At 66.5% G+C, this 25,637-nt stretch carries 28 protein-coding genes; 22 read left to right on the top strand and 6 right to left on the bottom strand.

Annotated elements, in window-relative coordinates; genetic code table 11:
- The first annotated feature begins 16 nt into the window (after positions 1 to 16).
- Complete coding sequence (locus tag B2585_RS07090) at positions 17 to 928, top strand: pirin family protein (protein WP_292021434.1); 912 nt, start codon at positions 17 to 19, stop codon at positions 926 to 928.
- Between the two features lie 90 nt (positions 929 to 1,018).
- Here the strand turns inward: B2585_RS07090 and B2585_RS07085 are convergent, their stop codons facing one another.
- Together B2585_RS07085 and B2585_RS07080 are read right to left on the bottom strand one after the other, a co-directional pair.
- Complete coding sequence (locus tag B2585_RS07085) at positions 1,019 to 1,963, bottom strand: alpha/beta fold hydrolase (protein WP_292021432.1); 945 nt, start codon at positions 1,961 to 1,963, stop codon at positions 1,019 to 1,021.
- The gene (locus tag B2585_RS07080) at positions 1,963 to 2,253 is read right to left on the bottom strand and encodes an SCP2 sterol-binding domain-containing protein (RefSeq protein WP_292022761.1); all 291 of its coding nucleotides are present in this window, start codon (positions 2,251 to 2,253) and stop codon (positions 1,963 to 1,965) included. Before B2585_RS07080 ends, B2585_RS07085 begins: the two co-directional genes overlap by 1 nt.
- Before the next feature lie 195 nt (positions 2,254 to 2,448).
- Between B2585_RS07080 and B2585_RS07075 the strand changes: the two genes are divergently transcribed.
- The 5 genes from B2585_RS07075 (at position 2,449) to B2585_RS07055 (ending at position 7,373) form a co-directional block, all read left to right on the top strand.
- On the top strand, positions 2,449 to 2,982 hold the full coding sequence (locus B2585_RS07075; RefSeq protein WP_292021430.1) for a tetratricopeptide repeat protein: 534 nt from the start codon (positions 2,449 to 2,451) through the stop codon (positions 2,980 to 2,982).
- A gap of 27 nt (positions 2,983 to 3,009) precedes the next feature.
- On the top strand, positions 3,010 to 5,820 hold the full coding sequence (locus B2585_RS07070; protein ID WP_292021428.1) for a helicase-related protein: 2,811 nt from the start codon (positions 3,010 to 3,012) through the stop codon (positions 5,818 to 5,820).
- A 17-nt stretch (positions 5,821 to 5,837) separates the two neighbouring features.
- Positions 5,838 to 6,191 carry an RNA-binding S4 domain-containing protein gene (locus B2585_RS07065; RefSeq protein WP_292022759.1) on the top strand — a complete coding sequence of 118 codons (354 nt, stop codon included), beginning with the start codon at positions 5,838 to 5,840 and terminating at the stop codon, positions 6,189 to 6,191.
- A gap of 50 nt (positions 6,192 to 6,241) precedes the next feature.
- Positions 6,242 to 6,577, top strand: coding sequence for a ferredoxin FdxA (fdxA, locus tag B2585_RS07060; RefSeq protein ID WP_292021426.1), 336 nt, complete (start codon positions 6,242 to 6,244; stop codon positions 6,575 to 6,577).
- Between the two features lie 286 nt (positions 6,578 to 6,863).
- The gene (locus B2585_RS07055; RefSeq protein WP_292021423.1) at positions 6,864 to 7,373 is read left to right on the top strand and encodes a CarD family transcriptional regulator; all 510 of its coding nucleotides are present in this window, start codon (positions 6,864 to 6,866) and stop codon (positions 7,371 to 7,373) included.
- A gap of 57 nt (positions 7,374 to 7,430) precedes the next feature.
- Here the strand turns inward: B2585_RS07055 and cobS are convergent, their stop codons facing one another.
- Positions 7,431 to 8,183, bottom strand: coding sequence for an adenosylcobinamide-GDP ribazoletransferase (gene cobS, locus B2585_RS07050; RefSeq protein WP_292021421.1), 753 nt, complete (start codon positions 8,181 to 8,183; stop codon positions 7,431 to 7,433).
- A gap of 71 nt (positions 8,184 to 8,254) precedes the next feature.
- Here cobS and cobT point away from each other — a divergent pair, with 71 nt between their 5' ends.
- Positions 8,255 to 9,271, top strand: coding sequence for a nicotinate-nucleotide--dimethylbenzimidazole phosphoribosyltransferase (gene cobT / locus B2585_RS07045; RefSeq protein ID WP_292021419.1), 1,017 nt, complete (start codon positions 8,255 to 8,257; stop codon positions 9,269 to 9,271).
- Here cobT and B2585_RS07040 read toward each other — a convergent pair.
- The 3 genes from B2585_RS07040 to B2585_RS07030 all read right to left on the bottom strand — a co-directional run bounded on the left by B2585_RS07040 (position 9,268) and on the right by B2585_RS07030 (position 15,437).
- Positions 9,268 to 11,166 carry a monovalent cation:proton antiporter-2 (CPA2) family protein gene (locus tag B2585_RS07040; protein WP_292021418.1) on the bottom strand — a complete coding sequence of 633 codons (1,899 nt, stop codon included), beginning with the start codon at positions 11,164 to 11,166 and terminating at the stop codon, positions 9,268 to 9,270. The genes cobT and B2585_RS07040 overlap by 4 nt on opposite strands.
- 70 nt (positions 11,167 to 11,236) lie before the next feature.
- A complete protein-coding gene (locus B2585_RS07035; RefSeq protein WP_292021414.1) occupies positions 11,237 to 12,457 on the bottom strand; it encodes a chemotaxis protein in 1,221 nt (406 codons plus the stop codon).
- A gap of 106 nt (positions 12,458 to 12,563) precedes the next feature.
- A complete protein-coding gene (locus tag B2585_RS07030; RefSeq protein ID WP_292021413.1) occupies positions 12,564 to 15,437 on the bottom strand; it encodes a hypothetical protein in 2,874 nt (957 codons plus the stop codon).
- Between the two features lie 346 nt (positions 15,438 to 15,783).
- On the opposite strand from B2585_RS07030, the gene B2585_RS07025 reads away from it, so the two are divergent.
- From B2585_RS07025 to B2585_RS06955, 15 genes are all read left to right on the top strand, one after another.
- On the top strand, positions 15,784 to 16,107 hold the full coding sequence (locus B2585_RS07025) for a hypothetical protein (protein ID WP_292021411.1): 324 nt from the start codon (positions 15,784 to 15,786) through the stop codon (positions 16,105 to 16,107).
- Complete coding sequence (locus tag B2585_RS07020) at positions 16,016 to 17,401, top strand: DNA-packaging protein (protein ID WP_414674042.1); 1,386 nt, start codon at positions 16,016 to 16,018, stop codon at positions 17,399 to 17,401. Before B2585_RS07025 ends, B2585_RS07020 begins: the two co-directional genes overlap by 92 nt.
- A 171-nt stretch (positions 17,402 to 17,572) precedes the next feature.
- Complete coding sequence (locus B2585_RS07015; RefSeq protein WP_292021409.1) at positions 17,573 to 18,769, top strand: phage portal protein; 1,197 nt, start codon at positions 17,573 to 17,575, stop codon at positions 18,767 to 18,769.
- Positions 18,762 to 19,349, top strand: coding sequence for an HK97 family phage prohead protease (locus B2585_RS07010; protein ID WP_292021407.1), 588 nt, complete (start codon positions 18,762 to 18,764; stop codon positions 19,347 to 19,349). Before B2585_RS07015 ends, B2585_RS07010 begins: the two co-directional genes overlap by 8 nt.
- Positions 19,350 to 19,366: 17 nt before the next feature.
- Positions 19,367 to 20,566 (top strand): phage major capsid protein, encoded by a 1,200-nt coding sequence (locus B2585_RS07005; protein ID WP_414674041.1) that lies wholly within the window; start codon positions 19,367 to 19,369, stop codon positions 20,564 to 20,566.
- 156 nt (positions 20,567 to 20,722) lie between these two features.
- A complete protein-coding gene (locus B2585_RS07000) occupies positions 20,723 to 21,316 on the top strand; it encodes a head-tail connector protein (protein ID WP_292021405.1) in 594 nt (197 codons plus the stop codon).
- Entirely contained in the window at positions 21,313 to 21,651 is a 339-nt protein-coding gene (locus tag B2585_RS06995) for a head-tail adaptor protein (RefSeq protein ID WP_292021403.1), read from the top strand. Before B2585_RS07000 ends, B2585_RS06995 begins: the two co-directional genes overlap by 4 nt.
- Entirely contained in the window at positions 21,648 to 22,058 is a 411-nt protein-coding gene (locus B2585_RS06990) for a DUF3168 domain-containing protein (protein WP_292021401.1), read from the top strand. The genes B2585_RS06995 and B2585_RS06990 overlap by 4 nt, the downstream gene beginning before the upstream one ends.
- A gap of 23 nt (positions 22,059 to 22,081) precedes the next feature.
- Positions 22,082 to 22,495 carry a phage major tail protein, TP901-1 family gene (locus B2585_RS06985; protein WP_292021399.1) on the top strand — a complete coding sequence of 138 codons (414 nt, stop codon included), beginning with the start codon at positions 22,082 to 22,084 and terminating at the stop codon, positions 22,493 to 22,495.
- 1 nt (position 22,496) lies between these two features.
- Complete coding sequence (locus tag B2585_RS06980) at positions 22,497 to 22,811, top strand: gene transfer agent family protein (protein WP_292021398.1); 315 nt, start codon at positions 22,497 to 22,499, stop codon at positions 22,809 to 22,811.
- A complete protein-coding gene (locus B2585_RS06975; RefSeq protein WP_292021396.1) occupies positions 22,808 to 23,020 on the top strand; it encodes a rcc01693 family protein in 213 nt (70 codons plus the stop codon). The genes B2585_RS06980 and B2585_RS06975 overlap by 4 nt, the downstream gene beginning before the upstream one ends.
- Positions 23,013 to 23,672 carry a phage tail tape measure protein gene (locus B2585_RS06970; protein WP_292021394.1) on the top strand — a complete coding sequence of 220 codons (660 nt, stop codon included), beginning with the start codon at positions 23,013 to 23,015 and terminating at the stop codon, positions 23,670 to 23,672. Before B2585_RS06975 ends, B2585_RS06970 begins: the two co-directional genes overlap by 8 nt.
- Positions 23,673 to 23,682: 10 nt before the next feature.
- On the top strand, positions 23,683 to 24,315 hold the full coding sequence (locus tag B2585_RS06965) for a DUF2460 domain-containing protein (protein ID WP_292021392.1): 633 nt from the start codon (positions 23,683 to 23,685) through the stop codon (positions 24,313 to 24,315).
- Positions 24,315 to 25,202, top strand: a complete 888-nt coding sequence (locus tag B2585_RS06960; RefSeq protein WP_414674040.1) for a DUF2163 domain-containing protein — start codon at positions 24,315 to 24,317, stop codon at positions 25,200 to 25,202. Before B2585_RS06965 ends, B2585_RS06960 begins: the two co-directional genes overlap by 1 nt.
- Complete coding sequence (locus tag B2585_RS06955; RefSeq protein WP_292021391.1) at positions 25,199 to 25,636, top strand: NlpC/P60 family protein; 438 nt, start codon at positions 25,199 to 25,201, stop codon at positions 25,634 to 25,636. Before B2585_RS06960 ends, B2585_RS06955 begins: the two co-directional genes overlap by 4 nt.
- The last annotated feature ends 1 nt before the right edge of the window (position 25,637 follow it).

Genomic DNA, 25,637 nt, shown 5'->3' with positions numbered 1-25,637 from the left:
TCGAAAGGAGACTGTCATGTCCATTCGACCCGTCGTATCCCAAACTCAGGCGCAGCCCACACTGGAGGGCGCAGGCGTCAAACTTCACCGCGGTTTCGGGTTTCACGACCCGAAGGCGCATGATCCCTTCCTGCTGTTCGACGATTTCCGCGGCGAAGTGCCGGAGGATTACATCAATGGCTTTCCGTGGCACCCGCACCGGGGGATCGAGACGATCACCTATGTGCTCGAAGGCACCGTCGAACATGGCGACAGCCTCGGCAATGCCGGCACGCTCGGCGCGGGCGACATTCAGTGGATGACCGCCGGATCCGGCATCATGCACCAGGAGATGCCGACCGGAAACGCCAAGGGCCAGATGCACGGGTTCCAGCTGTGGGGAAACCTGCCGTCCTCGCTCAAGATGACCGACCCGCGTTATCAGGACATCCCGTCGATGGAGATTCCCGAAGTCGTGGATGACGACGGAACGATCGTGCGCGTCGTCGCGGGCGAGTTCTGGGGCAAGACTGGCCCGGTGGACGGGATCGCCGCCGATCCGCAATACCTTGACGTAACCATCCCGGCGGGCGTGAAAAAGACGTTCAGGATCGACACCTATCGCCGGGCCTTTGCCTATGTGTTCCAGGGGGCCGCGGCCTTTGCCGATGCCTCGCGTCCGTCCGGCGTGCTGCTGGAAAAGGAAGTGATGGGGCAGGAGGTCAACATCCGCGACATGTCCGGCAACCGGACCGTCGTGCGCTTCGGCAGCGGCGACGAAGTGACGGTGCAGGCTGGCGAGGAGGGCGTGCGCTTCCTCCTGATCTCCGGTGCGCCGATCGAGGAGCCGGTGGCCTGGCACGGGCCGATTGTCATGAACACACCCGCCGAGCTTCAGCAGGCGATGAAGGACTTACGCAACGGGACCTTCATCAAGCCGGCGCACTAGCCTTTCGCCGCGGGCTGACGCCCGCGGCGATCCGGGCGAGGGGGCGCTGCCCCCTCGCGCTCCCCCGGGATATTTCGAGACCGGAAAGGCTCAAGGATGGGCCGAGAAGTGCTCGACCGTGCGTTTGAAGAACATCGTGCGGCTCTCGGGCACTTCCATCATGATCTCGTGCTCGGCGTCCTTGACCATGACCAGAGTGCCGTTCGTCCAGCCCCCCATGATCTTGTGAACCGGCGGGGTCGCCACGATGCGTTCGTTCGTACCGAGGAAAGTCAGCGTGGGCGTCGTCGGCGGCGCCATACGCTCCAGTTCGGCGGTCTCGCGCAAGGCGTGGTAGAGCCATGTGACCGAAGGCCCGCCGAGGGCGAGGTCCGGCTGGGCCTTGAGCTGGCGCACCATGAAGTCCCACATCTCGGGGTCGCGGGTGAGCTGATTGTCCTCAAACGGCGAAATCTGGACATACCCCTCGCGTTTGGTCGCGGGGGCAAGGCGTGTGCCGTTGCCGTAGGAATGGGTGAACCATGACAAAGACCAGGCAATCGGGCGCAGCATGAGCGACATGCCGATTCCCCACATCGGGGCGGAAAAGACCGCCGCGTTCACGGGCAGACCTTCATGCAACGCGCGCAGGCCGATGCAGCCGCCCATCGAGTGCCCGATCAGGTAGTAAGGTTTCGGCAGGTCGAGCTCGCGCACGGCCTCCATGACGGCGGCGAGGTCGGCCTGATAGTGGTCAAACTCATCGACGTGGCCCAGAAGCCGGTCGGGCGCGACACGATCTGCGATGCCCTGGCCGCGCCAGTCGATCGAGATCATGTCGTAGCCCGCGCCAGTGAACTCCGCAGCGGCAGGTCCGTACTTCTCGACATATTCGGTGCGGCCGGGGAACAGGAGCACCGTTCCCCGGGCCGGAGCCGATCCCGTCGCAGGCCAGTGGCCCATACGGATCTTCACCCCGTCCGAACAGGTGAGCCACCAGGCGGACCCGTTCGCTGGGCCTTGTGCGATGTCGTCGAAGAGCGGCGCCTTGTCCATCAGGCGAGGATGGCGCCCAGCTTCATCGCCGTGCCCATATCGCCATCCACGGCGAGCTTGCCGCCCATGAAGGCGGACGTGGGGTTGAGATCGCCCGACATCATCGCCTCGAAGGTTTCCTGCGAGGCGGTGAGGGTCACGTCCGTCTCTTCGTCGCCCGCGTGGGCGCCGTCGCCGTCGACGATGACGGCGCCTTCGCCTTCGATCACGAATTTCGCCGTGGAGTCGAAACTCTGGCCTTCCATCTTTTCGTTCAGCGCGGTCACAGCCGCGTCGATCACGTCGCTCACCTTCATGTCCTCCGGGTTCCGGGCCACGCCCGAGTTAACGTCAACGGCAGGTTAGCAGGGGGCGGGGGGCCGGGAAACCGGGGATTGCGCGGAGTGACGTGCGGGAAGTGGTCGCGGCCTTGCCTCACGCCGCCGGTGGGGCGCGGTCGCGCGATGGTGATGGCAGGGCATGGCATGGCGCGTTAGATTGGGGGCATGACACGCATGATTGCCCTTTTGCTGCTCCTCGCCGGTCCGGCCCATGCCGTGGACGAGGAGCGGCTCGATGAACTGTTCGACTCGCTCGAGGAGGCGGATGAGACCAGCTGGGAGCAGATCGAGAACAAGATCTGGTCGGAATGGTCCGAATCTGGCTCGCCGGCGATGGACCTGCTCCTGCAACGCGGCCGCGAGGCGATGGGCGAAGAAGCTTTCGACGAAGCCATCGAGCATTTCACCGCGCTGGTCGAGAACGCGCCGGAGTTCGCCGAGGGCTGGAACGCCCGGGCGACGGCGTATTACCAGGCCGGGCTCGTCGGACCGGCGCTGGCGGACATCGCGCGCACGCTGGAACTTGAGCCGCGTCACTTCGGGGCGTTGTCCGGGCTGGGCCGTATCCTTGAGGAAACCGGCAACGACGATGCGGCACTCGACGCCTACCGCGAGGCGCTCTCTATACATCCGTACCGGCCGACCTTAATACGGGCGGTGGAGCGCCTGGAGCTGGAGCTTCAGGGGAAATCCATCTGAAGCACCAAAGCGTGCCAAGGGGGGCGGATGCCGGGGATCACGGCCGTTCTCGGCCCGACGAATACGGGCAAGACACATTACGCCATCGAACGGATGCTGGCGCACCGCACAGGTGTGATCGGGCTGCCGCTGCGCCTGCTCGCGCGCGAGGTCTATGACCGGATCGTCGCGGTGCGCGGGCCTTCGGTGGTCGCACTCGTCACGGGCGAAGAGCGGATCGTGCCGGAGCGCACGCAATACTGGGTCTGCACGGTCGAGGCGATGCCCGAAGGGCTGGGCGCTGACTTCGTGGCCATCGACGAGATCCAGCTTTGCGCCGATCCCGAGCGCGGCCACGTCTTCACGGACCGGCTGCTTCATGCACGCGGCCTGCACGAAACCCTGTTCATGGGCGCCGACACGATGCGCGGCGCCATTGCCGAGCTCGTGCCCAAGGCGCAGTTCATGCGGCGCGAGCGGTTCTCGCAGCTCGTCTATGCGGGATCGAAGAAGATCAGCCGGATGCCGGGGCGCTCCGCCGTCGTCGGGTTTTCCGTCGACAACCTCTATGCCATTGCCGAGCTCATGCGCCGCCAGAAGGGCGGGGTGGCGGTGGTCATGGGCGCGCTCAGTCCGCGCACGCGCAATGCGCAGGTGGCGATGTATCAGAATGGCGTTGTCGATTACCTCGTCGCGACCGATGCCATCGGGATGGGTCTGAACCTCGACGTGAACCACGTGGCTTTCTCGGCCCTGTCGAAGTTCGACGGGCGGCGGATGCGAAGGCTCGCGCCCAACGAGCTGGCCCAGATCGCCGGCCGTGCCGGGCGCTATATGACCGACGGCTCTTTCGGCGTGACCGGCGAGGCGCCGTCGCTCGAGGACGAGGTGGTCGAAGCGATCACCAACCATTCCTTCACCCCGATCCGCAAGCTCCAGTGGCGCAACTCGGACCTGTCTTTCGGGTCCGTCGACGCGCTGATCGGCTCGCTCGAGGCCAGGACGGACGATCCGTGGCTCGTGCAGGCGCGCGAGGCGGACGATTTGCAGGCGCTCAAGGACCTGGCCGACGACCCGGTGATCCGGGCGCGCGCCGGCGACGGTCGCAGCGTGCGCTTGATGTGGGACGTGTGCCGCGTGCCCGATTTCCGCGGGATCAGCCAGACGGAACACGCCACGCTCCTTCACACGCTTTTCACGGACTTGCACGAACATGGCGCGGTGCGTGAAGACTGGTTCGCGCGGCAGGTAAAGCGGATCGACAGGACCGACGGGGATATCGACGCGCTGTCCAAAAGATTGGCGTATATCCGCACATGGACCTATGTGGCGCAGAGAAACGGCTGGCTTAAGGACGTTGACCATTGGCGCGGCGAAACCCGTGCGGTAGAAGATCGCCTGTCAGATGCGCTGCACGAGGCGCTGACCAAGCGATTTGTCGACCGGCGCACATCCGTGCTTTTGCGCCGGTTGAAACAGAAGGAGAGCCTTGTGGCCGAGGTGAACGACAAGGGTGAAGTGAGTGTCGAGGGCGAATTCGTCGGTCGGCTTGAAGGGTTCCGGTTCCGGCAGGATACGTCGGCGTCGCCCGAAGAGGCCAAGACGCTGCGCCAGGCATCGCTGGGCGCGCTCGCGCCGGAGTTCCACCTGCGCGCCGACAGGTTCTACAACGCGCCCGATACCGAGCTCGACTTTACCGAACAGGGCGGGCTCATGTGGGGCGAGAACGCGATCGGCAAGCTCGTAAAGGGCGATGAGGTGCTCCGCCCTCGCGTGCAGGCCTTCGTGGACGAGGAAGCGGGCGACGAAGTGGCCGAAAAGGTCACGCGACGCCTTCAGCACTTCATTGATCGCAAGGTCGCCGCGCTGTTCGAGCCGATGATCGCCATGCAGCGTGACGAGGCGCTGACCGGCCTGCCGCGCGGCTTTGCCTTCCGCCTGATCGAGGCGCTGGGCGTGATCCCGCGCGGACAGGTGGCCGGTGAGGTCAAGGATCTGGATCAGGATGCGCGGGGCCAGTTGCGCAAGCACGGGGTGCGCTTCGGCCAGTTCACCATCTTCCTGCCGCTTCTGCTGAAGCCCGCGCCGACGCGGCTCCGGCTGGTGCTGTGGAGCCTGTTTCAGGGACTGGACGAGTTCCCCGAAGCGCCGCCGCCGGGGCTCGTGACGATTCCCGTGATCGAAGGCGTGACCGGCGAGGTGTATACGCTCTCGGGCTACCACAAGGCCGGGCAGCGCGCGATTCGCATCGACATGCTGGAACGGCTCGCCGATCAGCTTCGCGCGCAGGATTCGCGCGGCGGGTTCGAGGCGAACCCGGACATGCTGTCGATCACCGGCCTGACGCTGGAACAGTTCGCGGACCTGATGCAGGGGCTGGGCTACAAGGCCGAGCGCGCCGAACGCCCCAAGGCGAAGCCGGTGAGCGAGGCCGAGGCGGTGCCGGAGGCGGGCGAGACGCCGGCGGATGGTTCTGCTGCGCAAGCCCCCGCGGATGCTCCCGACACGCCTGCGGTAGCGGAGACACCTGTCGCACCAGAGGCACCCGCCGAAGGTGCGTCCGAGGTCGAGGCGGTGCCGGAGGCCGATACGCCAGTCGAACCCGAAGTCGAGGTTTACTATACGTTCACCTGGTCCGGGTTCGGGCGCAAAGGCAACCAGGCCGAGCGTCGCGGCGGACAGGCACGCGGCAAGGGTGGCAAGCCGCAGGGGGCCAAGCCGCGCGGCAAGGGACCGCGCAAGGATGGCGAGGGTCAGAAGGCCAAGTCGTTCTCTTCGCGCCCGCCGAAAAAGGAAAAGGCCATCGACCCGGACAACCCCTTCGCCCAGGCGCTGATGGGACTCAAGGACAAGAAGTGAGCGAACCGCGCGCGACGATGCGGGCGGACAAGTGGCTCTGGCATGCGCGGTTCTTCAAGACGCGCGGGCTGGCCACCAAGCTGATCGCCGCCGGGCACCTGCGGGTGAACGGGACAAAGATCGCGAAGGCCTCGCACGGGATCAGTCCCGGGGATGTTCTGACCTTTCCGCAGGCCAAACGGGTGCGTGTGATCCGGCTTGTTGCTCTGTCGCTGCGACGCGGACCCGCGCCCGAGGCGCAACTGCTGTACGAGGATCTGACGCCACAGGAAACACCTGTCCCGAAAAATCCGGGGTTCGAAGGAAAGGGGCGCCCGACGGGCAAAGATCGCCGCAACGCCCGTCTTTACGACCCGACCCGCCTTGAATGATGCCCGCAAGGGCGTTAGCACACCTGAAACGACCGGCATCTGGAAGTCCCATGACCTATATCGTCAACGACAAATGCATCGCCTGCAAATACACCGACTGCGTGGAGGTGTGCCCCGTGGATTGCTTCTACGAAGGCGAGAACATGCTGGTGATTCACCCGGACGAATGTATCGACTGCGGCGTGTGCGAACCGGAATGCCCGGCTGACGCGATCCGCCCGGATACCGAACCGGAAGCGGCCAAGTGGGTCGAGTTCAACCGGAAGTATTCCGAGCTGTGGCCGGTCATCATCGAAAAGAAAGATCCCCTGCCGAACGCCGAGGAGCGTGACGGTGAAGAGGGCAAGTTGGAGAAGTATTTCTCCGAAGCGGCGGGCGAGGGCTGATTCGGCTCGCGCACGCTGCACGGCAGCACGGAATGGGGGCCGGGATCGGCCAGACTCCGCGGATTCAGCGGAGATTCATGTGTTTTGCCACCGAACCCTTTGAAAAAGGGCGATTCTGCGCTATATAGAACTTCGCTGTGAACCATGACACCTGACCAGCGCCCAATTGGGGGTCGTTACTGGGCGCGTTCGACAAGCTGACAGCTTCAGGACGGGGTGAGGAGAACTCCTCGCACGTTTCGTTTTTGTCGCTCGGATGCGCGGTGCTGAAAGGAAGATATTGAAGATGAGCAAAGCCAAGAAGCTTGATTTCCGTCCCAACGAATACGTCGTGTATCCGGCCCACGGGGTCGGCCAGATCGTATCGATCGAGGAGCAGGAAGTCGCCGGGCTGACGCTGGAACTGTTCGTCATCTCGTTCGAGAAGGACAAGATGACGCTGCGCGTGCCGACCAACAAGGCCACCGAGGTCGGGATGCGCTCGCTGTCCTCGCCCGACGTGGTGTCCAAGGCGATGACCACGCTCAAGGGCAAGGCCCGCGTGAAGCGCGCGATGTGGTCGCGCCGGGCGCAGGAATACGAACAGAAGATCAACTCGGGCGACCTGATCTCGATCGCCGAAGTGGTGCGCGACCTGCACCGCAGCGACGACCAGCGCGAGCAGAGCTATTCGGAGCGTCAGCTTTACGAAGCCGCGCTCGAGCGCCTGACGCGCGAAGTGGCTGCCGTGTCCGGTGGTGACGAGGCGGCGGCCCAGCAGAAGGTGGGCGACGTCCTGACCTCCCGCGCGGCCTGATCGCCAGAGCCAACGACTGATTACGGACCGCCGCGCCCCAAGGGTGCGGCGGTTTTTTTATGCGAGGGTGGCAAGCGCGGCGAGAGCAGCGATTTCCGCGCATTGCTGGGTCGCGCCCAGCACGTCGCCGGTCTGCCCGCCGATCTTGCGCTGTGCCACGACTGCGACCGTGAGGGTGGCGAGGCTGGCCCAGACGAGCGGGGCAAGCACATCGGTGCCGATGCACAGGAACGCGCCCCCGACGGCCAGCAGGACGCCCAGCGTCGCCGTGGCCTGCGACGGGCGGCCCACGGATTGTGCAAGCCCCGTGCCGCGCGCATTGGGCATGGCGGCCATCAGCACGCCCATCGGCGCCCGGCTCAGAAGGCCGGTGGCAACGAGCGCGACGGCGATACCGCCGGCGGGCAGGAGCACGGTGAGGGCTGCCCAGCGGACAAGCAGGGACAGGACCAGCGCGATGACGCCGTAACTGCCGACCCGGCTGTCCTTCATGATGTCGAGCCGCCCTGCGCGGTCGTGCCCACCCCAGAACCCGTCCGCGACGTCGGCGAGGCCATCTTCGTGAAGAACTCCGGTGATGACAACCTGCGTGGCAAGCGTCGCGGCGGCGGCGAGGGGCACCGGCAGGCCCATGCGCATCAGGATCCAGCCCAACACACCCGCCGCGAGGCCCACGAGCGCGCCCGCCAGCGGCCAGGCCCAGGCCGCACGAGCCCCGCGCGCGTGGTCGGCCCGCACCGGCAGGCGGGTCAGGAGCGCGATGGCGGCGGGAATGTCGCCGGAGGTGGCAAGGGGGTCGGAGCTGGCCATGAGTTTCGCCTTGTTCTCGTCGATGTTTCCTCGGTAAGGCTTCGTCCGCGACACATCAACAGGAGACGCCCATGACCGCCCCCTTCGACACGCTGGACGCATTCCGCGCGCTGCTCGCGGAGCTGCCCGCGCCCGATCAGGCGGCGCGTGACGGAGCGGTGGAGCGCAACGGTCAGCTCACCAAACCTCCCGGGTCGCTTGGCCGGTTGGAGGATCTGGCGATCTGGTATGCAGGTTGGCGTGGGGAGGCGCGGCCTCGGATCGAACGTCCACAAGTCGTTATTTTTGCAGGGAATCATGGGGTGACGACGCAGGGTGTGTCGGCGTTTCCGGCCGAAGTGACCGAGCAGATGGTCGGGAATTTCGCGGCCGGCGGGGCGGCGATCAACCAGCTGGCCGGCGCGTTCGGGGCGTCGATGGATGTGCACGCCCTGTCGCTCGATACGCCCACGGCGGACTTCACGCAGGGTCCGGCGATGAGCGAGGCCGACGTGATCGCGGCGCTGTCGACCGGCTGGGACGCGGTCGATCCGAAGGCCGACCTGTTCGTCACCGGCGAGATGGGGATTGGCAATACGACCTCGGCGGCGGCGCTGGCGCATGCGCTGTTCGGTGAGACGGCAGAGGACTGGGTCGGGCGCGGGACCGGCGTGGATGACGCGGGTCTTGCGCTCAAGGCGCGGGTGGTGCGCGACGGGCTCGCGGCCAATCCGGGTGCCGCGGGTGATGGGCTTGAGGCACTGCGGTGCCTTGGCGGGCGCGAGGTTGCCGCGATGGCAGGCGCGATTGCGCGCGCGCGCACGCTCGGCATTCCGGTTATTCTCGATGGGTTCATCTGCACGGCATCGGCGGCTTGCCTCGAACGGGCGGTGCCCGGGGCGCTGGATCACACGGTGGCCGGCCATGTGTCGGCGGAGGCCGCGCATCCACGGCTGCTCGACCTGCTCGGCAAGGCGCCGCTCCTGTCGCTCGGCATGCGGCTGGGCGAGGGCTCTGGCGCCGCTCTGGCGATCGGTGTCCTGAAGGGCGCGGTTGCGGCCCATTCCGGCATGGCGACCTTCGCGGAGGCGGGCGTCAGCGACGGTTAGGAGGCCTTGGCCTCGGGCGTGTCGTCGTCATCATCTTCGCGGTCATCGTCGCGCGAGGGCTTCGGCTCCTGGTCGAGAGCGAGTAGCTGGGTGAGCATCGCGCTTTCCATGTCCCGGTCGAGCGCCATGGAGCGTTCACGGTAAGCCTCGTTCTCATCCGCGCGCAGATTGGGATCCCAGTAATTCGCGAGTTCGCGGATCATGTGGCGGTCATGTTTGTAGAACATCCGCTCGGCTTCGTTCGCCTCGAACTCCGACAATCCGACATTTTCAAGAACGTAGCGCCCGACGCGCAGGGAGCTGTCGAACATCTCGCGCACGATGTCGTTCGCGCCCGCCTGGTAGAGGCCATAGACATGGGTCCGGTCGCGCGCGCGCGCGATGATGTGGATGTCGGGCCGAACGGCGCGGGCATGGGCGACGATGCGCATGCAGGCATCGGCATTGTTGACGGCGACGACGAGCACTTTGGCGGTTTCCAGCCCCGCAGCCTTGAGCAGGTCCGGGCGGGTGGGATCGCCGAAGAAGCCCTTCACCCCGAATTTGCGCATCATCTGAATGGTTTGCAGGTTGTTGTCGAGCACGGTCGTCTTGAAACCGACCGAGCGGACAAGCCGGTTCACCACCTGCCCGAAGCGACCGATCCCGACGATGATGATACCGGAATGCTCGTCGATCTCGTCAGCCTCGGTCGCCTCGACCCGGACTTTCGAGCGTTTGGCGTAGAAGTCGTGAACGATGAACGCCAGCGGCGTGAGAAGCATCGAGAGTGCGATGACGGTGAGCACGTCCTGCCCGATCACGTTGGTGATGACGCCCTGTTGAAGCGAAAAGGTGACGAGCAGAAAGCCGAATTCGCCGGCCTGCGCGAGGCCGAGGGTGAAGAGCCACAGATCTCGCCCCCGCAGGTTGAAGATCAGCCCGAGGGGGGCGAGCACGGCGGCCTTGGCTGCCATGAGAAGCGTGGCCAGACCGATCAGGCGCACGGGATCGGCGATGAAGCCGCGCACGTCCATGCCCGCGCCGACGGTGATGAAAAAGAGGCCGAGCAGCAGGCCCTTGAACGGCTCGATGTCGGTTTCAAGCTCATGCCGGAACTCGGAGTTGGCGAGCATGACGCCGGCGAGGAAGGCGCCGAGGGCGGGCGAGAGGCCGACGACGTTCATCAGCGTGGCGATGCCGACAACGATCAAGAGCGCGACGGCGGTGTACATTTCGCGCAGACGGGCGCTCTCGATAAAGCGAAAGAGCGGCCGCACGAGGTAACGGCCCGCAAGAATGATCGCCGCGACCGCGCCGAGCGTGACGAGGGCGACGCCCCAGCTTGGCAGGTTCTCGACGATGGAGACCGAGGAATGGTCGTCTACGCCGTGTGAGCCGCCGCCGGTGGCAAGCAGGGGGACGAGGACGAGCATGGGGATGACGGCGATGTCCTGCGTGAGCAGCACCGAGAAGCTGGAACGCCCCCCCGCGGACTGCATCAGCCCCTTTTCCGTAAGCGTCTGCAGGACGATCGCCGTCGAACTGAGCGCAAGCATGAGGCCGATGGCGAGCGAGACCTGCCAGGATTCGCCCATGATCATCACGGCGCCGGTGACGACGGCGGTGGTGAGGACGACCTGCAACCCGCCAAGCCCCATGAGCCGGTGGCGCATGTCCCACAATGCGCCGGGATCGAGCTCCAGGCCGATGAGGAAGAGCATCATCACGACGCCGAATTCGGCAAAGTGCATCAACCCTTCGGTTTCGCCCCCATCGATTCCGGTGATCGGGCCGATCAGCAGACCGGCGACGAGGTAGCCCAGCACCGAGCCGAGGCCCAGACGCGCGGCGATCGGCACCGCGATGACGGCGGCACCGAGGTAAATCGTGGCGTTCAAAAGGAAAGTTTCCATGCCGCTATCTTCGCAACAGCCCGTCACATTGGCAATGTAGGCGGATGATGTAACGGCGGAAAAACACCTTTCAGCACAAACGATCCTGAATTTCGTTCCCGAGCCGGGTGATGCGATCAAGTCTTGTGCTGATCCTGTCCTGAAACACCTTCAACTGACCGATGATATCCGTGAGGCTTTCGCCGGAGCGCGGCAGACGCGCACCTTCGATCTTGCACATGACACGGGTGGTGGAGAGGCCAAGGACATGCCGCTCCATCTTGTCGCAAGCGCTGAGAATGCGTGCCGCTTCCTCCTGCACCAAGGTGACGGCGGCGGCTGCAGTTTCGCGATAATGCATCACGAGATTGCGCAGGATTTCGCGTTCCGTAGCGAGGTCGGTATGGCCGAGTTGTCGGCGTTCGAAGGTGAGCTGGTTGTCGCAGGCGTTGAGCAGGCGCGAGAGGCCGTCGATGAACAAGGTTTCGATCACCGAGGCCTTGATGTTGGAGAAGTTGCTGTCCTTGCCGATCACATGGGTTTCGAACCAGTCGAACATGTCGCGCGACATCATTCCGTAGTTCTTTGACAGGGTTGAGATCGGGCCCCCGGTCGGTTCCATCCGGGAAGCGATGACGCGCAGGTTGTGAGGCACGGTGCGCATGGCGTTGAAATCTTCGATCAGCCCTTCGGTCTCGGTGCGCAGCGCCTCGGCATGTTGCATGGTGTCGCGCAGTGCGTGGGTCCGTGCATCCGGGTGGCGCCCGAGCCCCTGGTCACGTGCCACGAGTTCACGCGAGATCGCGTCGGCTGCGAAGGCCGCGTAGTCAGCGTATCCTTGGTCCTGAAGCCGGTCGAGGAGGTGGCGCGCGCTATCTTCGGGTGTGAGGTTCTCACTCTCTTCGCGCTGGCGAAGGGCCGCGTATTCGGCTTCGATCGTTTGAAACAGGGGGCTGCTCGGCTTGAACCGGGCCGAGAGATAGCCGGTGCCGTTGGGCATGACGACTGCGAATACCCAATAGTGCAGGCCGTCCTTGGCCTGGTTCTTGACGTAGGCGCCGACGGGCTGACCTTGTTGGATGGTGGTCCACAGGAGCCAGAAGACCCCGCGCGGCATGCCGGGATGACGGATGATCTTGTGCGGTGCGCCGATCAACTCGTCCCAGTCGAAATGCGCGACGCGGCGGAAGACGTAGTTCCCGGACTCGATGACCCCGCGATGGTCCGTGCGGGAGAAGAAGACCTCGTCCAGATCGAAGGGCGCCTCGCCATGAGACGGGCGGAACTCATTACGTTTTTCCTGATAGGACACGGGTCGGGCGGCTCCGAAAGACTGCGGATGGCGAATAGCAGCGACAGGCCGCGCGCGGCTGTCCGTGTCTTTCTAACCGGGAAGCGTTGTTTGCAGGTTAACGGCCTCAGCCGAGCGGCAGAACGTCCAGCGCGTACTGTTTGCTGCCTTTCTGGTAGACGAGACGGGTGTCGGAGATGGCGACCACCTGGCCACCGTCGAGCCTGTCGCCCACCGAGACTTTCACATAGCGGCCACTGCCCATGCGCACGAGGGCGCGGCGCGAGGACGACGAGCCGTAGACACCGATCAGGTTCAGTTTGCGCAGGTTCAGGGCGTTCTTCATCGTCGCCGTTCGCGCGACGGAGGCCGAGGAGGGGATGATCGGCTGCGATGAGCGCGCGGCTGCGGCGACCACCGTGCTGCCGTCGGAATTGTCGGCGCTCGGCTGCGTCTGGCTGCGCGCCGATTGCAGGGCCTCGGCGACCACCGCGCTGAAGTTCGAGGGGCGCGAGCCGGGGCGCAGGGAGGTCGCGACGGCGAGTTCTGTGGCGTTGGCGATCACTTCCCCGGGCTCTTCCGTCGCCTCGTTGGCCTCGGCGGTTTCGACCTCGTCGATCTTCGTCGTGTCGAGTGAGGCCGGGCGGGCGCGGGGGCGCAGGACGGCGAGTTCGGCGATGCTTTGCCCGCCGAGCTGCGCGCGTTCGTTCTGCTCTGCGAGGTCCACGGGCCGCGCGCGGGGCGTGATCGACGGGGTTTCCGGTGGCAGGTCGAGTGCCGCGTCGTCCTGCGTCTCGGGAACCAGGTTTTCAGGGCGCGGCGCGGGAACCACGGCGGGGCGGCCCTGCGTGACCACGACGCCGGTCGGAGAAACAGCGCCTTCAGGTGTGGGGACGACGAGACCCTCGTCGGTGAGATCGAAGGTCGTTCCGGGCGGCGGTGGCGGGATCGCCCCTTCGGGCGGTGGCAGGGCGGCGCCGGTCGCATCCGGCAGGGCGAGGGCATCGTTTGGCGAGACGGAAGGGTCGATGGAGGCGATATAGACGTCGTCGCCACGCGCGGTCTCGGGTTCGCCGAGAGCGTCGGGCGCACGCTGGTAGACGCCTGTCACCGCGTATTGGGCCTCGGCCTCTTCGGGCGAGAGCACATCGGCGGCGGGCTCCTCCGGCTCCGGCTCGGGCGTCGGGGTGGTGTCGGCTGCTGGTGTCTCGGGTTCCGGCGTTGTGACCGGATCAGGGTTGAAGAGCGCCACATCCTCATCATCAAGGAAAACGGTGGACCAGAGGGCCGCCGCGGCCATCAGAAGCAGGAGGACGAGCGTGAGGATCAGGCCCATGTAGCGCGGGCGTCCACGGGTGCTGGCCTGCTGGCGCGCACCGAAGACGGTCATCGACTCGGCTTCGCGCGACCGGGCGTCGTCCTGCGGCTGCGGCTTGCGTTTGCGCAGCCCACCGCGTTTGGGCTTCTCGGCATTTGGCGCGGGTTCCGACACGGGCGCCGGAGCGGGGGCTTCCGGCATGACCGGAGTCACAGTCGGGTCTTCGACCGGCGGCGCGAGCGGCGCCTGCGTCTCGGGCCGGTCTTTCGGCATCCGTCGGAAGCGGGAGGCAGTGGACCCGGAGAAGCCCGAAAGCCCTGTCGTCACGCGCGACAGAAGGCCGGATTCGCGCGGCTCTTCGGGGTCGCCTTCCTTGCGTGACAGGGCACGGGCCATCGCTTGCCGCCGTGCCTCAGCCTCGCCACTAAGGACGCGGGGTCCGCCGGCGGTGTCGTCGAGCACTTGTTTCGCCGGTTTGTCATCCGCCCCTTTGGCGCCGGTTTCCTCGGAATCGTCTATGTCCGAGGGCTTGGGCGTCGCCGGTCTGGCTCCGGCACCGAAATTCACCTTGGGGTAAGGGCCTTCGGGAGTCCCGGGCTTTGACGTGGGGTCCGCTGCCGGGGCGCGACGGGTCGAAAAGGAGGGGGCCGGTTCGCCGGCGGTCGGCTCAGGCCCCCTGGGTGCCGGGGCCTCCGGCGCGGAGGGGCCCGGCGCTTCGTCCGGCGTTGCGCGCAGGGGCGCGGCCCCGTTGGGGCGGGCGGGCTTGGCCGGCTTGGGCTCGGTCCGCATGACCGGGCGATAGGTCGAGGTCTTGGAAATCTCGGACGGGTCTTCAGGCGTCGGCGGGAAGGGCGCCAGGGCCGGGGGAGTCCCCGTGGTGCGCTGCTTGGCGGAGGGGCGCGCGGCACGCGGCGCAGTGGGCGCTTTCGGCGTCTCCGTCGTGTCAGCGTCGGATGTCTCCGGCTCGTCCGGGAAAGCGTCGAGGACGGGACGTTCCGTCGCTGGCGGTTCGCTTGGCGGCGGTGCCGAGGGTGTCGCGGGCTCCGGCGCAGGGTCCAGAGGCTCGGGAGTCGGTTCCGGCGCGGCGTCGACGGGGGCGGCCGTTTCCGGCTCCGGCGTGCTTGGCGGATCGAGACGGCGCGGGTTGCGCGGGACCGGCGTCGCATCCGGCACGATCTTTTCGTTCGCGCCCAGAATGCGCGCAGCACCGCGTGTGCGACCGAAGAAGGGTTCGCCCGAGAACTCGCCCGTTCCGGGCCGGGCCACGAAGCTCACCGGGTTGAAGCCGAACTGAGCGGCAAAGCCTTCGGCCTCTTCCATCGTTTCCTGGGCAAGGACGGCGACACGGGCCACGTCGCCCTCGGCGCGCCAGTCGAATACGAGGTCGGAGACGGAATAGGGGGTCATCCCCTCGAGCGCCACGCGGATCTGGACCTCACGCGCCACATCGTCCGGCCCCGGCGCTTCGAGCGTCGCGTAGAGGATCTGGCTGTTCGGGATGATCAGTTTGGTGGTGATACGTCCGTCACCCAGCGCCTCGGCCCGCGCGCGCAGCTCCTTGAGATGCTCGGACATCTGCGGGTCGTCGAGCGCAAGGTCGCCGACGAGTGCCCACCCGCCGTTCGCACGGAACAGCAGGCTGATGCCGTCGTGGGTCAGGTCGAGCGCGAAGTTCGGCTTCATGTGTCGCGATATGCCCGCTGCAAAGTCTCTCTCCCCCAAGAGCCAAGTCCCGGAAGTTTTTGGGAAACTATAGCAGGACCCCTCACAAGGGAAGGGAAAGCGGTGGCTTGGGTGACCGTGACGGCGGTGTTTGGCGCCCGATCGCGGGTTTTTGCCGACAATTCGGGAAATTCCGCGTGTTTCGCGTGGCTTAGGCGGCGGTGGTGAGAGAATCACTTCCGGGCGGTGACCCGCCACTTAATGCCCCGCGCGGCTGTTTCGCGCCCTGATGAGGTTTCGCGGGCAGGTTATGCGCCGGATGGAGGACCTGAAGGGTCCGTGCGGGGAGCCTTGGGCGAGAGGCGATATGGACGACGACAAACTGTGTGAAGACACCGAAGACGTGACGATCCAGCGCGTGGCGATGAGCCACTTTGCCCGCGCGCTCGTGGCGTTCAATGAGCTCACGGCGGCCGTGGAAGCGGGAGACGTCGAGGCGGAGAAAGACGCCCGCGATGCGGCGCAAAGCCTTCGCAAGGCCACCCAGACCCTGTTCGACGAACGTCACCGAGTGGCGGGCATTCTCAAAGGTGAACCGAATGACCAGACCCCTGAACTCGACCTCGACGAGGCACGAGAGGATCTTCTCGGCCGACTGGGTCGCATCGCAGCCGCCAGCCGTTCAGAGTGAATTCCTCGAGGCGCTGGGCGATGTGACGCTGCGCGCGCTGCCATACCTGTTCGAGTTCTGGGCAATGGCGCACCAGTTGCCGCCCGAAGGCGACTGGCGAAGCTGGGTCATTCTCGGCGGGCGCGGGGCAGGCAAGACCCGGGCGGGTGCCGAATGGGTGCGGGCGCAGGTGGAGGGGGCAACCCCGTCAGCGCCGGGCACGGCCGGGCGCGTCGCGCTGATCGGTGAGACGTTCGATCAGGTGCGCGATGTGATGGTGTTCGGTGATAGCGGGATCATGGCCTGCTCACCGCCAGACCGGCGCCCCGCCTGGGAGGCGACCAAGCGCCGGCTCGTCTGGCCCAACGGGGCGACGGCGGCGGCGTTCTCGGCGTCGGAACCTGAAGGGCTGCGCGGGCCGCAGTTCGATGCGGCCTGGATTGATGAACTGGCGAAATGGAAAAAGGCCGAAGAGGCCTGGGACATGCTGCAATTCGCGCTCCGGCTGGGTGACGATCCGCGTCAGGTCGTGACCACCACGCCGCGCAACGTGCCGATCCTGCGGCGCATCCTCGCGGCGGCCTCGACCGTGAGCACCCACGCGCCGACCGAAGCCAACCGCGCCAACCTTGCGCGCAGTTTTCTCGAGGAGGTGGAGGCGCGCTATGGCGGGACCCGGCTTGGGCGGCAGGAGCTTGAAGGCGTTTTGCTGGATGACCGTGAAGGCGCGCTCTGGACGACCGAGACGCTGGAACGCGCACGGTGCGATGAGCCGGGAGCCCTTGGGCGGATCGTCGTCGCCGTCGACCCGCCGGTGACAGGTCACGCCGGGTCCGACGCCTGCGGAATCGTGGTTGTGGGCGCCGTGACGGAGGGGCCGCCGACGGGGTGGCGCGCGGTGGTCCTCGAAGATGCGAGCGTGACCGCGGCGAAACCGACCGACTGGGCGGAGGCGGCACTGGCGGCAATGGACCGGCACGGGGCCGAGCGGCTCGTGGCCGAGGTGAACCAGGGGGGCGACCTCGTGGAGACCGTCATCCGTCAGATCGACCCGCTGGTGTCCTACCGCGCGGTGCGGGCCGCGAAAGGCAAGAGCGCGCGGGCGGAACCGGTCGCCGCCCTCTACGAGCAGGGCCGGGTGGCGCATCTCAGGGGGCTGGGGGAACTGGAGGACCAGATGTGCCGCATGACGACTCGTGGCTACGAAGGATCGGGCAGCCCGGACCGCGTGGATGCGCTCGTCTGGGCGATTCACGACCTCATGATCGAACCGGCGCGCAGTCTGCGCAAACCGCAGGTGCGTACGCTGCTTTAAACACTACTTTAACCATCGCTGGCATGGTGTCCCAAGTCGGACATCACCGGCGCCCGCGCCGCACAAGGCGCTGATCTGAAACAGGTAAATCCCCGGACGGGCGGCCTATGCGGCGGGCCCGGATGGGACGGTTTTGCCCCGAGACGGGGCCGGGACAAGGAGCGCGACGCAATGGCGGTTTTGGATTTCCTGAAACGCGGAAGCACCGGACCGGGTGAGGTCAAAGCCTCGGCCACCGGGCCGGTCATCGCCTATCGCGGATCGGGCCGCGTGGTCTGGGGACCGCGTGACACCGTGAACCTCACGCGCAACGGCTTCACGGGTAACCCGGTGGGGTTCCGCGCGGTGAAACTGATCGCCGAGGCCGCCGCCGCGCTCCCCCTCGTGCTTCAGGACGCCTATCAGCGTTACGAGACCCACCCGGTGCTCGACCTGGTGACGCGGCCCAACCCGGCGCAGGGCCGTGCGGAGCTGTTCGAGGCGCTTTTCGGTCAGCTTCTGCTGTCCGGCAACGGGTATGTGGAGGCCGTCGGCGACGGCTCGGGCGTTCCGATGGAGCTGCATGTGCTGCGCTCGGATCGCATGAGCCTGATCCCCGGCGCGGACGGGTGGCCCATCGCCTATGACTACACCGTGGGGGCGCGTAAGCACCGGTTCCACATCGGCGAGGGGCTGTCGCCCATCTGTCATGTGCGCAGTTTCCACCCGCAGGACGACCACTATGGCCTATCGCCAATGCAGGCGGCGGCCACCGCGCTCGACGTCCATAATTCTGCGACGGCCTGGTCCAAGACGCTGCTCGACAACGCCGCGCGGCCGTCAGGGGCCATCGTTTACTCAGGCGGCGAGGGGCAGGGCACGCTGACGGCGGACCAGTACGACCGGCTGCTGAACGAGATGGAGGCGCACCATGTGGGCGCGCGCAATGCGGGTCGGCTGATGCTGCTCGAGGGTGGGCTCGACTGGAAACCGATGGGGTTCAGCCCGTCGGACATGGAATTCCAGAAGACCAAGGAAGCCGCCGCGCGCGAAATCGCGACAGCCTTCGGCGTGCCGCCGATGCTGCTGGGCATACCCGGCGACGCGACCTACGCGAATTATCAGGAGGCGAACCGGGCGTTCTATCGCCTGACGGTCCTGCCGATGGCGGTCAAGGTCGCGGCGACCCTGTCGCACTGGCTGTCGGGGTTCGCGGGCGAGAGCGTGGTGCTCAAGCCCGACCTCGACCAGGTGCCCGCGCTTGCCGTGGAGCGTGACCAGCAATGGGCACGGGTCGCGCAGGCCGATTTCCTGACCGACGACGAGAAGCGCGGCCTTTTGGGCCTGCCGCCGCGCACCCCCGAGACCGAGGAGACGATTGATGAGTGATTACCACACCGATTTCGGGCTGGAGCACAAGTTCGTGGCCCTTGGCGACACGCGCGAGGTCGATGGCGGGGTCGCAATCGAAGGCTACGCCAGCTTCTTCGGCGAGGCGGACCGTGGCGGGGATATCGTCGCCAAGGGGGCCTATGCCGCGTCGCTTGCCGAACTCGCCGGCACCGGCGGGCAGGTGAAGATGCTCTGGCAGCACGACCCGGCGCAGCCCATCGGCGTCTGGGACGAGGTGCGCGAAGACGCCCGCGGGCTCTTCGTGAAGGGCCGCATTCTGGCGGATGTCGCCAAGGGGCGCGAGGCCGCGCGGCTGATCGAGGCGGGGGCCATCGACGGCCTCTCCATCGGCTACCGGACGGTGCGCGCGGCACGAAACGAGAAGGGCCAGCGGCTCTTGAAGGAACTGGAGCTGTGGGAGGTGTCGCTCGTGACCTTTCCCATGCTGCCCAGTGCGCGGGTCGGGGCCAAAGGCGATGCGCCTGAGGAGACCGGCTTTCGCCAACTGGCGCGCATCATCGACGATGCCCGCCTGATGCTGACCCGGCCTGGTTCGGGCGGCGATCTGACCCTCTGACGAAGCAGGATCACGCGATGACGAAAGAGACCAAGGCTTGCGGGCCGTCGGACATGCCCGGCGGGGCCGATCCGACCGGGGAGGTGAAGGCCGCCCTGACGCGGTTCGCAAGCGATATCAAGTCGTTCAACGACGACATTCACATCCGACTTCAACAACAGGAAGAGCGACTGACCATGCTGGATCGTAAATCCCTCACCCCCGCGCGCCCGGTGCTGTCCCGGTCTGCGGACGCCGATGCCCCGCACCAGAAGGCCTTTGAGGCCTACGTCCGCTCCGGCGACGACGACGCCCTGCGCGGGATCGTCGTGGAGGAAAAGAGCCTCTCCACCGCCGTCGCCGGCGATGGCGGCTACCTCGTCGATCCGAAAACGGCGGATGTCATCCGGTCCGTCCTGCGCTCCAACGCGAGCCTGCGCGCCATTGCGAACGTGGTGAACGTCGAGGCCACGTCCTATGACGTGCTGATCGACCACGGCGACCTCGGCTCAGGCTGGGCGACCGAAACGGACCCGTCGTCCGAGACCTCGACCCCGACATTCGAGCGGATCACCATTCCTCTGCACGAACTGTCGGCGCTTCCCAAGGCCTCGCAGCGCCTTCTGGACGACGCGGCCTTCAACATCGAAAACTGGCTCGCCGCGCGCATCGCGGACAAGTTCGCGCGCGCCGAGGCCGCGGCCTTCGTGGCAGGGGACGGGGTGGACAAGCCCACGGGCTTCCTCACCCATCCGAATGTCGCCGAGGACAGCTGGTCCTGGGGCAACATCGGCTATGTGGTCACCGGCGCGGATGGCGGGTTCAACGGCACTGATCCGGCGGACTGCCTGTTCGACCTGATCTATGCGCTCGATGCTGAGTACCGGACCGGGGCGTCCTTCGTGATGAACTCCAAGACGGCAGGTGCCGTGCGAAAGCTCAAGGATGCCGATGGGCGCTTCCTTTGGTCCGACGGGCTTGCAGCCGAAGCGCCGGCACGCCTTGCGGGTTACCCGGTTCTGATCGTCGAGGACATGCCTGACATCGCGTCCGACGCCTGTGCCATCGCGTTCGGCGATTTCCAGGCGGGTTACACCGTGGCCGAGCGCCCCGACACGCGCATTCTGCGCGATCCGTTCTCGGCAAAGCCGCATGTCCTGTTCTACGCGACCAAGCGCGTGGGCGGCGATGTGAGCGATTTCGCTGCGATCAAGCTGCTGAAGTTCGCGGTCTCCTGAGACCTGCGACAGTCGCGTCTGCCCTGACGGGCAGGCGCGGCGATGGGCGCGCGCCGGACAACTTCGTGTCGTCCAGCTGCTCCCCCTCCGTCCGAGCGACACGGAGGCGCGCGCCCATACCACCGATGCGAGGGGCCCGAATTTTGGAGTAGTTCCATGATGTTAGTCGAGCAGACCATGATCGCGAGCAGCGCCTTGCCGGTCTGGGCGTTCAAGGAGCACCTGCGGCTCGGCACCGGGTTTTCCGATGACGACGTTCAGGAAAGCGTGCTCGGGGCCTACCTCCGGGCGGCCATCGCGGCCATCGAGGCCCGCACGTCGAAAGCCACGCTTTCGCGGACGTTCCGCTGGAGCGTGCCCGCGTGGCGCGACCTGGCGAGCCAGACCCTGCCGATAGCGCCGGTCGCGGCGATCACCGCGCTGACCATCGTGGACCGACAAGGCGGCGAGGAGCCGATCGATGAGTCGCGCTTCACGCTCGCGACCGACACGCACCGACCGCGGCTCGTATCGACCGGGTTCCTGCTTCCGCCGATCCCGGTGGGAGGCAAGGCGATGATCGATTTCGACGCGGGCTACGGCGCGAGTTGGGATGCGATCCCGCCGGACCTCGCGCAGGCCGTGTTCCTGCTGGCGACGCAGTATTACGAGGATCGCAGCGCCGTCGACACATCGGGGATTCCCAGCGCCGTGAACGCGCTCATCGCGCGCTATCGTGATGTGCGGCTGTTCGGGGGAGGTCGCGCATGAGACGCCCGGTCCTCAACCGCCAACTGACGCTCGAGAAGCCGCAGGACATTCCCGATGGGGCCGGGGGCTTTACCCGGACCTGGGTGAACCTCGGCACCCTCTGGGCTGACGTGCGCGCGGGCACCGGCCGCGAGCGGGCCGTGGAGTCGATGACCGCCTCGATGATCCCGCTCAAGATCACGGTGCGCGCCATGCCGCCCGACTCGCCTTCGCGCCCGAAGCCGGATCAGCGGTTCCGGTCGGGAGCCCGGATCTTTCGCATCCTCGCCGTGGCCGAAGCTGACCCTGCCGCGCGCTATCTCACCTGTTTCGCGCAAGAGGAGGTCTCGGCATGAGTTACGGAACCGCTCTCGCGTTACAGGAGGCGATCTATCAGCGCCTGACCGCGGACAGCACGCTTGCGGGACTTGTGGGCGGCGCCATTTACGATGCCGTGCCGCCGGGGCTGACGAACGTGACGTATGTGGCGCTTGGCCCGGAGGATGTGCGTGACGCCGCGGACATGTCCGGCCAGGGCGCGCTTCATGAAGTGACGGTGAGCATCGTCTCGGATTCAGCCGGTTTCGCCACCGCAAAGGAGGTCGCCGGCGCCGTGTCGGATGCCCTGCTGGATGCCCCGCTCACGCTCACGCGCGGCGTGCTCGTCGCACTCAACTTCTACCGTGCCCGGGCGCGCCGGGTTCAGGACGCCGATATGCGGCGCATCGACCTGCGGTTTCGTGCCCGCGTCGAAGATAGCTGACCTCACACAAACGGAGACCTGCCATGACCGCACAAAACGGCAAAGACCTTCTCATCAAGATCGACATGGACGACACGGGCAACTTCTCGACCCTCGCCGGACTGCGTGCGACACGCATCAGCTTCAATGCCGAGAGCGTCGATGTCACATCGCTTGAAAGCACCGGGGGCTGGCGTGAGCTTCTGGGCGGGGCCGGGGTCAAGTCGGCCTCGATCTCAGGTTCGGGGATTTTCAAGGACGATGCGACGGATGCCCGCGCGCGCCAGATCTTTTTCGACGGCGAGGTGCCGGATTTCCAGGTGATCGTCCCGGATTTCGGCATCATCCAGGGCGCCTTCATGATCACCGGCATCGAGTATTCCGGCACCCACAACGGCGAGGCGACCTTCGAGCTGTCGATGGCCTCGGCGGGTGAACTGAGCTTCACGGCGCTCTGACATGGCCAATCCGTGGACGGGAGAGGTGGCGCTGACCATCGACGGGGAGCGGCGGGTTCTGAAACTCACGCTCGGCGCGCTGGCAGAGCTGGAGGCGCGGCTTGAGGCCGACAGCCTTTTGGCCCTTGTCGAGCGGTTCGAGGGCGGTCGTTTCGCCGCGCGGGACGTGATCGCGGTGCTTGTCGCCGGATTGCGGGGCGGCGGGCATGACGCCCTCGACCTCACCAGCGCCGAGATCGCGGGCGGTCCTATGGAGGCCGCCCGCGTGGCCGGGAAGCTGATCGTGCGGGCCTTTTCCCTGCCGGAGGCGGGATGAGTGGGTTCGACTGGCCGGGTCTCTTGCGGCTCGGGATGCGGGCGCTGGGGCTCAAACCGCAGGAGTTCTGGGCGCTTACGCCCGCTGAACTCACCTTGATGCTCGGGCGGGACGGGGCAGCGGTGACGCTGGACCGTGCCCGGCTGGAGGAACTGGCGGCCGCGTTCCCGGACGCGCCACAAGATGAAGGAGAGACACCCAATGGCTGACATCGAAAACCTCGATGAATTCGACGACCAAGTGGCCGCGCTGGAGGGGTCGCTTCAGGGGGCGACCGCGCTGACCGCGCATTTCACCGCCGAGATTGAGCGGGTCGGCGCGACCTTCGACAAGGTGAACACCGACATTTCCGGCCTGTCCTCGGGCATGTCGCGAGGCCTGCGCAAATCGCTGGACGGGCTGGTCTATGGTTCGATGAATGCCGAACAGGCGCTCGCGTCGCTCGGCAAGTCGATGCTCGACACCGTCTATGACACAGCCGTCTCGCCGATGGTCAGCCATTTTGGGGGGCTGTTGGGGCAGGGGCTCGGCACGGTGATGAACGCCTTTCTGCCCTATGCGAATGGGGGGGCATTCTCGCAGGGACGCGTCATGCCTTTCGCGAATGGTGGTGTCGTCAACGGTCCGGTCACCTTCCCGATGCGGGGCGGCACCGGGCTCATGGGTGAGGCAGGGCCGGAGGCGATCATGCCGCTCGCGCTTGGGCCGGACGGCAAGCTGGGGGTCCGTTCCGCGGTCGGCGGCACCGTCAACGTCACCATGAACATTTCCACACCGGATGCGGAAAGCTTCCGCCGCTCGCAGGGTCAGGTCGCCGCGCAGGTGAACCGGGTGCTCGGGCGTGGGCGCCGTTACAGCTGAGGAGGAGCGCATGAGTTTCCATGAGGTCAGATTTCCACCGAACCTGAGCTTCGGCTCGGTCGGTGGGCCGGAGCGGCGCACGGAAGTGGTCACGCTCACCAACGGGTTCGAGGAGCGCAACACGCCCTGGGCGCACAGCCGCCGTCGCTATGACGCGGGGCTGGGGATGCGCTCGCTCGACGATATCGAGGTGCTGATCGCTTTTTTTGAGGCGCGGCGCGGCCAGCTGTTCGGGTTCCGGTGGAAAGACTGGTCGGACTTCAAGTCCTGCCCGCCGTCCAAGGACGTGGATCACATGGATCAGCGGCTCGCGGTGGGTGACGGTGAGACGACGGCGTTCCAGATCGCCAAGACCTACGAGTCCGGGGCCGAGAGCTATTCCCGCCCGATCTGCAAGCCCGTGGCCGGCACGGTGAAGGTGGGGATCGCGGGTGTGCCGCAGGTTGAGATGATCGACTACGCCGTCGATACGACCTCCGGCACCGTCAGCTTCACCGATCCGCCGCCTGCGGGTGTGCAGATCACGGTGGGGTTCGAGTTCGACGTGCCTGTGCGGTTCGACACGGACCGTATCCAGACTTCGGTTGCCTCCTTTCAGGCGGGTGACGTGCCGAATGTGCCAGTGGTGGAGGTGCGGGTCTGATGACCATGAACCAGGCTTTCCTTGACCACATCCAGAGCGGGCTGACGACGCTCGCCCGCTGCTGGCTTTTGCGCCGGCGCGACGGTTGGGTGCGGGGCTTTACCGACCACGATTCCGACGTGGTGTTCGACGGCGTGACGTTTCGCGCCGACACGGGGCTGACAGCGCACGCGATCATGCAGACCACGGGGCTGTCCATCGACAATTCCGAGGCGCTGGGCGCGCTGTCGGATGCCGCGGTGACCGAGGCCGACATCCGCGCGGGCCGTTTCGACGGCGCCGAAGTTGAGGCGTGGCTGGTGAACTGGGCCGACCCGGAGGAGCGTCTGCTCCAGTTTCGCGGGCGGCTGGGGGAACTCGCGCGTTCGGGCGGGGCGTTCCGGGCCGAGCTTCTGGGGCTGACCGAGGCGCTGAACCAGCCGCAGGGCCGGGTCTACCAGAGCGCCTGTTCGGCGGTTCTCGGGGACGGGCGTTGCCGCTTCGACACCGAACAGGCGGGGTTCAGCGAAGAGCTGGCGGTTGTCTCGGTCGCAGACGGTGTACGTTTCACGCTCGACGGCGCGATGGCGCAACCGGAGCGGTGGTTCGAGAAAGGGCGTTTTGCCGTTCTGGACGGCGTCGCTGCTGGGCTTGTCGGGGTCGTCAAGAACGACAGTGTCGGGCCGGGCGGGCGGGTCGTCGAGCTGTGGCAAGCGGTGCGCGCCCCGGTGCGCGTGGGCGACCGGGTGCGGATCGAAGCGGGCTGCGACAAGCGCCACCAGACCTGCCGCGACAAGTTCGCCAACATCCTGAACTTCCGCGGCTTCCCGCATATTCCGGGCGAAGCGCGGCTCCTGTCCGTTCCGATTGAGGGCACCACCACGGACGAGACCGGGGGCGGCAAATGAACGGCGCTGTCGTGTTGGCCGAGGCGCGGCTCTGGCTGGGTACGCCCTATCGCCATCAGGCGTCCTGCAGGGGGGCGGGGGCGGATTGTCTGGGCCTCGTCCGTGGAGTCTGGCGGGCGCTGTATGGGCGCGAGCCGGTCGAAGTTCCCGCCTACACACCCGACTGGTCCGAGCCTGCGCGCGACGAGGTGCTGATGCGCGAGGCGCGCGCGCTTCTGTGCGAGGTGCCTGCGGCCGAAGCCGCGCCGGGCGATGTGCTTCTCTTCCGGATGCGGGAGGGGGCGGTGGCCAAGCATCTGGGCATCCTTGCACAGCCCGCGCCGGAGCCCAGTTTCCTTCACGCCTATTCAGGTCACGGGGTCGTCGAAAGCTCGCTTTCCGCCCCGTGGCAGCGCCGCATCGTCGGCACCTTCCGATTTCCCGAAAGGGGGTAGC

This window comes from Maritimibacter sp. UBA3975 (assembly GCF_002384975.1).
Classification (GTDB): domain Bacteria; phylum Pseudomonadota; class Alphaproteobacteria; order Rhodobacterales; family Rhodobacteraceae; genus Maritimibacter.
This window is presented reverse-complemented; position numbering and strand designations above follow the sequence as displayed.

Coding starts and splice junctions, on each gene's coding strand:
- B2585_RS07090 (WP_292021434.1), top strand. CDS start 17: ATGTCCATTCGACCCGTCGTATCCCAAACTCAGGCGCAGCCCACACTG.
- B2585_RS07085 (WP_292021432.1), bottom strand. CDS start 1,963: ATGGACAAGGCGCCGCTCTTCGACGACATCGCACAAGGCCCAGCGAAC.
- B2585_RS07075 (WP_292021430.1), top strand. CDS start 2,449: ATGACACGCATGATTGCCCTTTTGCTGCTCCTCGCCGGTCCGGCCCAT.
- B2585_RS07070 (WP_292021428.1), top strand. CDS start 3,010: ATGCCGGGGATCACGGCCGTTCTCGGCCCGACGAATACGGGCAAGACA.
- B2585_RS07065 (WP_292022759.1), top strand. CDS start 5,838: ATGCGGGCGGACAAGTGGCTCTGGCATGCGCGGTTCTTCAAGACGCGC.
- fdxA (WP_292021426.1), top strand. CDS start 6,242: ATGACCTATATCGTCAACGACAAATGCATCGCCTGCAAATACACCGAC.
- B2585_RS07055 (WP_292021423.1), top strand. CDS start 6,864: ATGAGCAAAGCCAAGAAGCTTGATTTCCGTCCCAACGAATACGTCGTG.
- cobS (WP_292021421.1), bottom strand. CDS start 8,183: ATGGCCAGCTCCGACCCCCTTGCCACCTCCGGCGACATTCCCGCCGCC.
- cobT (WP_292021419.1), top strand. CDS start 8,255: ATGACCGCCCCCTTCGACACGCTGGACGCATTCCGCGCGCTGCTCGCG.
- B2585_RS07040 (WP_292021418.1), bottom strand. CDS start 11,166: ATGGAAACTTTCCTTTTGAACGCCACGATTTACCTCGGTGCCGCCGTC.
- B2585_RS07030 (WP_292021413.1), bottom strand. CDS start 15,437: ATGAAGCCGAACTTCGCGCTCGACCTGACCCACGACGGCATCAGCCTG.
- B2585_RS07025 (WP_292021411.1), top strand. CDS start 15,784: ATGGACGACGACAAACTGTGTGAAGACACCGAAGACGTGACGATCCAG.
- B2585_RS07020 (WP_414674042.1), top strand. CDS start 16,016: ATGACCAGACCCCTGAACTCGACCTCGACGAGGCACGAGAGGATCTTC.
- B2585_RS07015 (WP_292021409.1), top strand. CDS start 17,573: ATGGCGGTTTTGGATTTCCTGAAACGCGGAAGCACCGGACCGGGTGAG.
- B2585_RS07010 (WP_292021407.1), top strand. CDS start 18,762: ATGAGTGATTACCACACCGATTTCGGGCTGGAGCACAAGTTCGTGGCC.
- B2585_RS07005 (WP_414674041.1), top strand. CDS start 19,367: ATGACGAAAGAGACCAAGGCTTGCGGGCCGTCGGACATGCCCGGCGGG.
- B2585_RS07000 (WP_292021405.1), top strand. CDS start 20,723: ATGATGTTAGTCGAGCAGACCATGATCGCGAGCAGCGCCTTGCCGGTC.
- B2585_RS06995 (WP_292021403.1), top strand. CDS start 21,313: ATGAGACGCCCGGTCCTCAACCGCCAACTGACGCTCGAGAAGCCGCAG.
- B2585_RS06990 (WP_292021401.1), top strand. CDS start 21,648: ATGAGTTACGGAACCGCTCTCGCGTTACAGGAGGCGATCTATCAGCGC.
- B2585_RS06985 (WP_292021399.1), top strand. CDS start 22,082: ATGACCGCACAAAACGGCAAAGACCTTCTCATCAAGATCGACATGGAC.
- B2585_RS06980 (WP_292021398.1), top strand. CDS start 22,497: ATGGCCAATCCGTGGACGGGAGAGGTGGCGCTGACCATCGACGGGGAG.
- B2585_RS06975 (WP_292021396.1), top strand. CDS start 22,808: ATGAGTGGGTTCGACTGGCCGGGTCTCTTGCGGCTCGGGATGCGGGCG.
- B2585_RS06970 (WP_292021394.1), top strand. CDS start 23,013: ATGGCTGACATCGAAAACCTCGATGAATTCGACGACCAAGTGGCCGCG.
- B2585_RS06965 (WP_292021392.1), top strand. CDS start 23,683: ATGAGTTTCCATGAGGTCAGATTTCCACCGAACCTGAGCTTCGGCTCG.
- B2585_RS06960 (WP_414674040.1), top strand. CDS start 24,315: ATGACCATGAACCAGGCTTTCCTTGACCACATCCAGAGCGGGCTGACG.
- B2585_RS06955 (WP_292021391.1), top strand. CDS start 25,199: ATGAACGGCGCTGTCGTGTTGGCCGAGGCGCGGCTCTGGCTGGGTACG.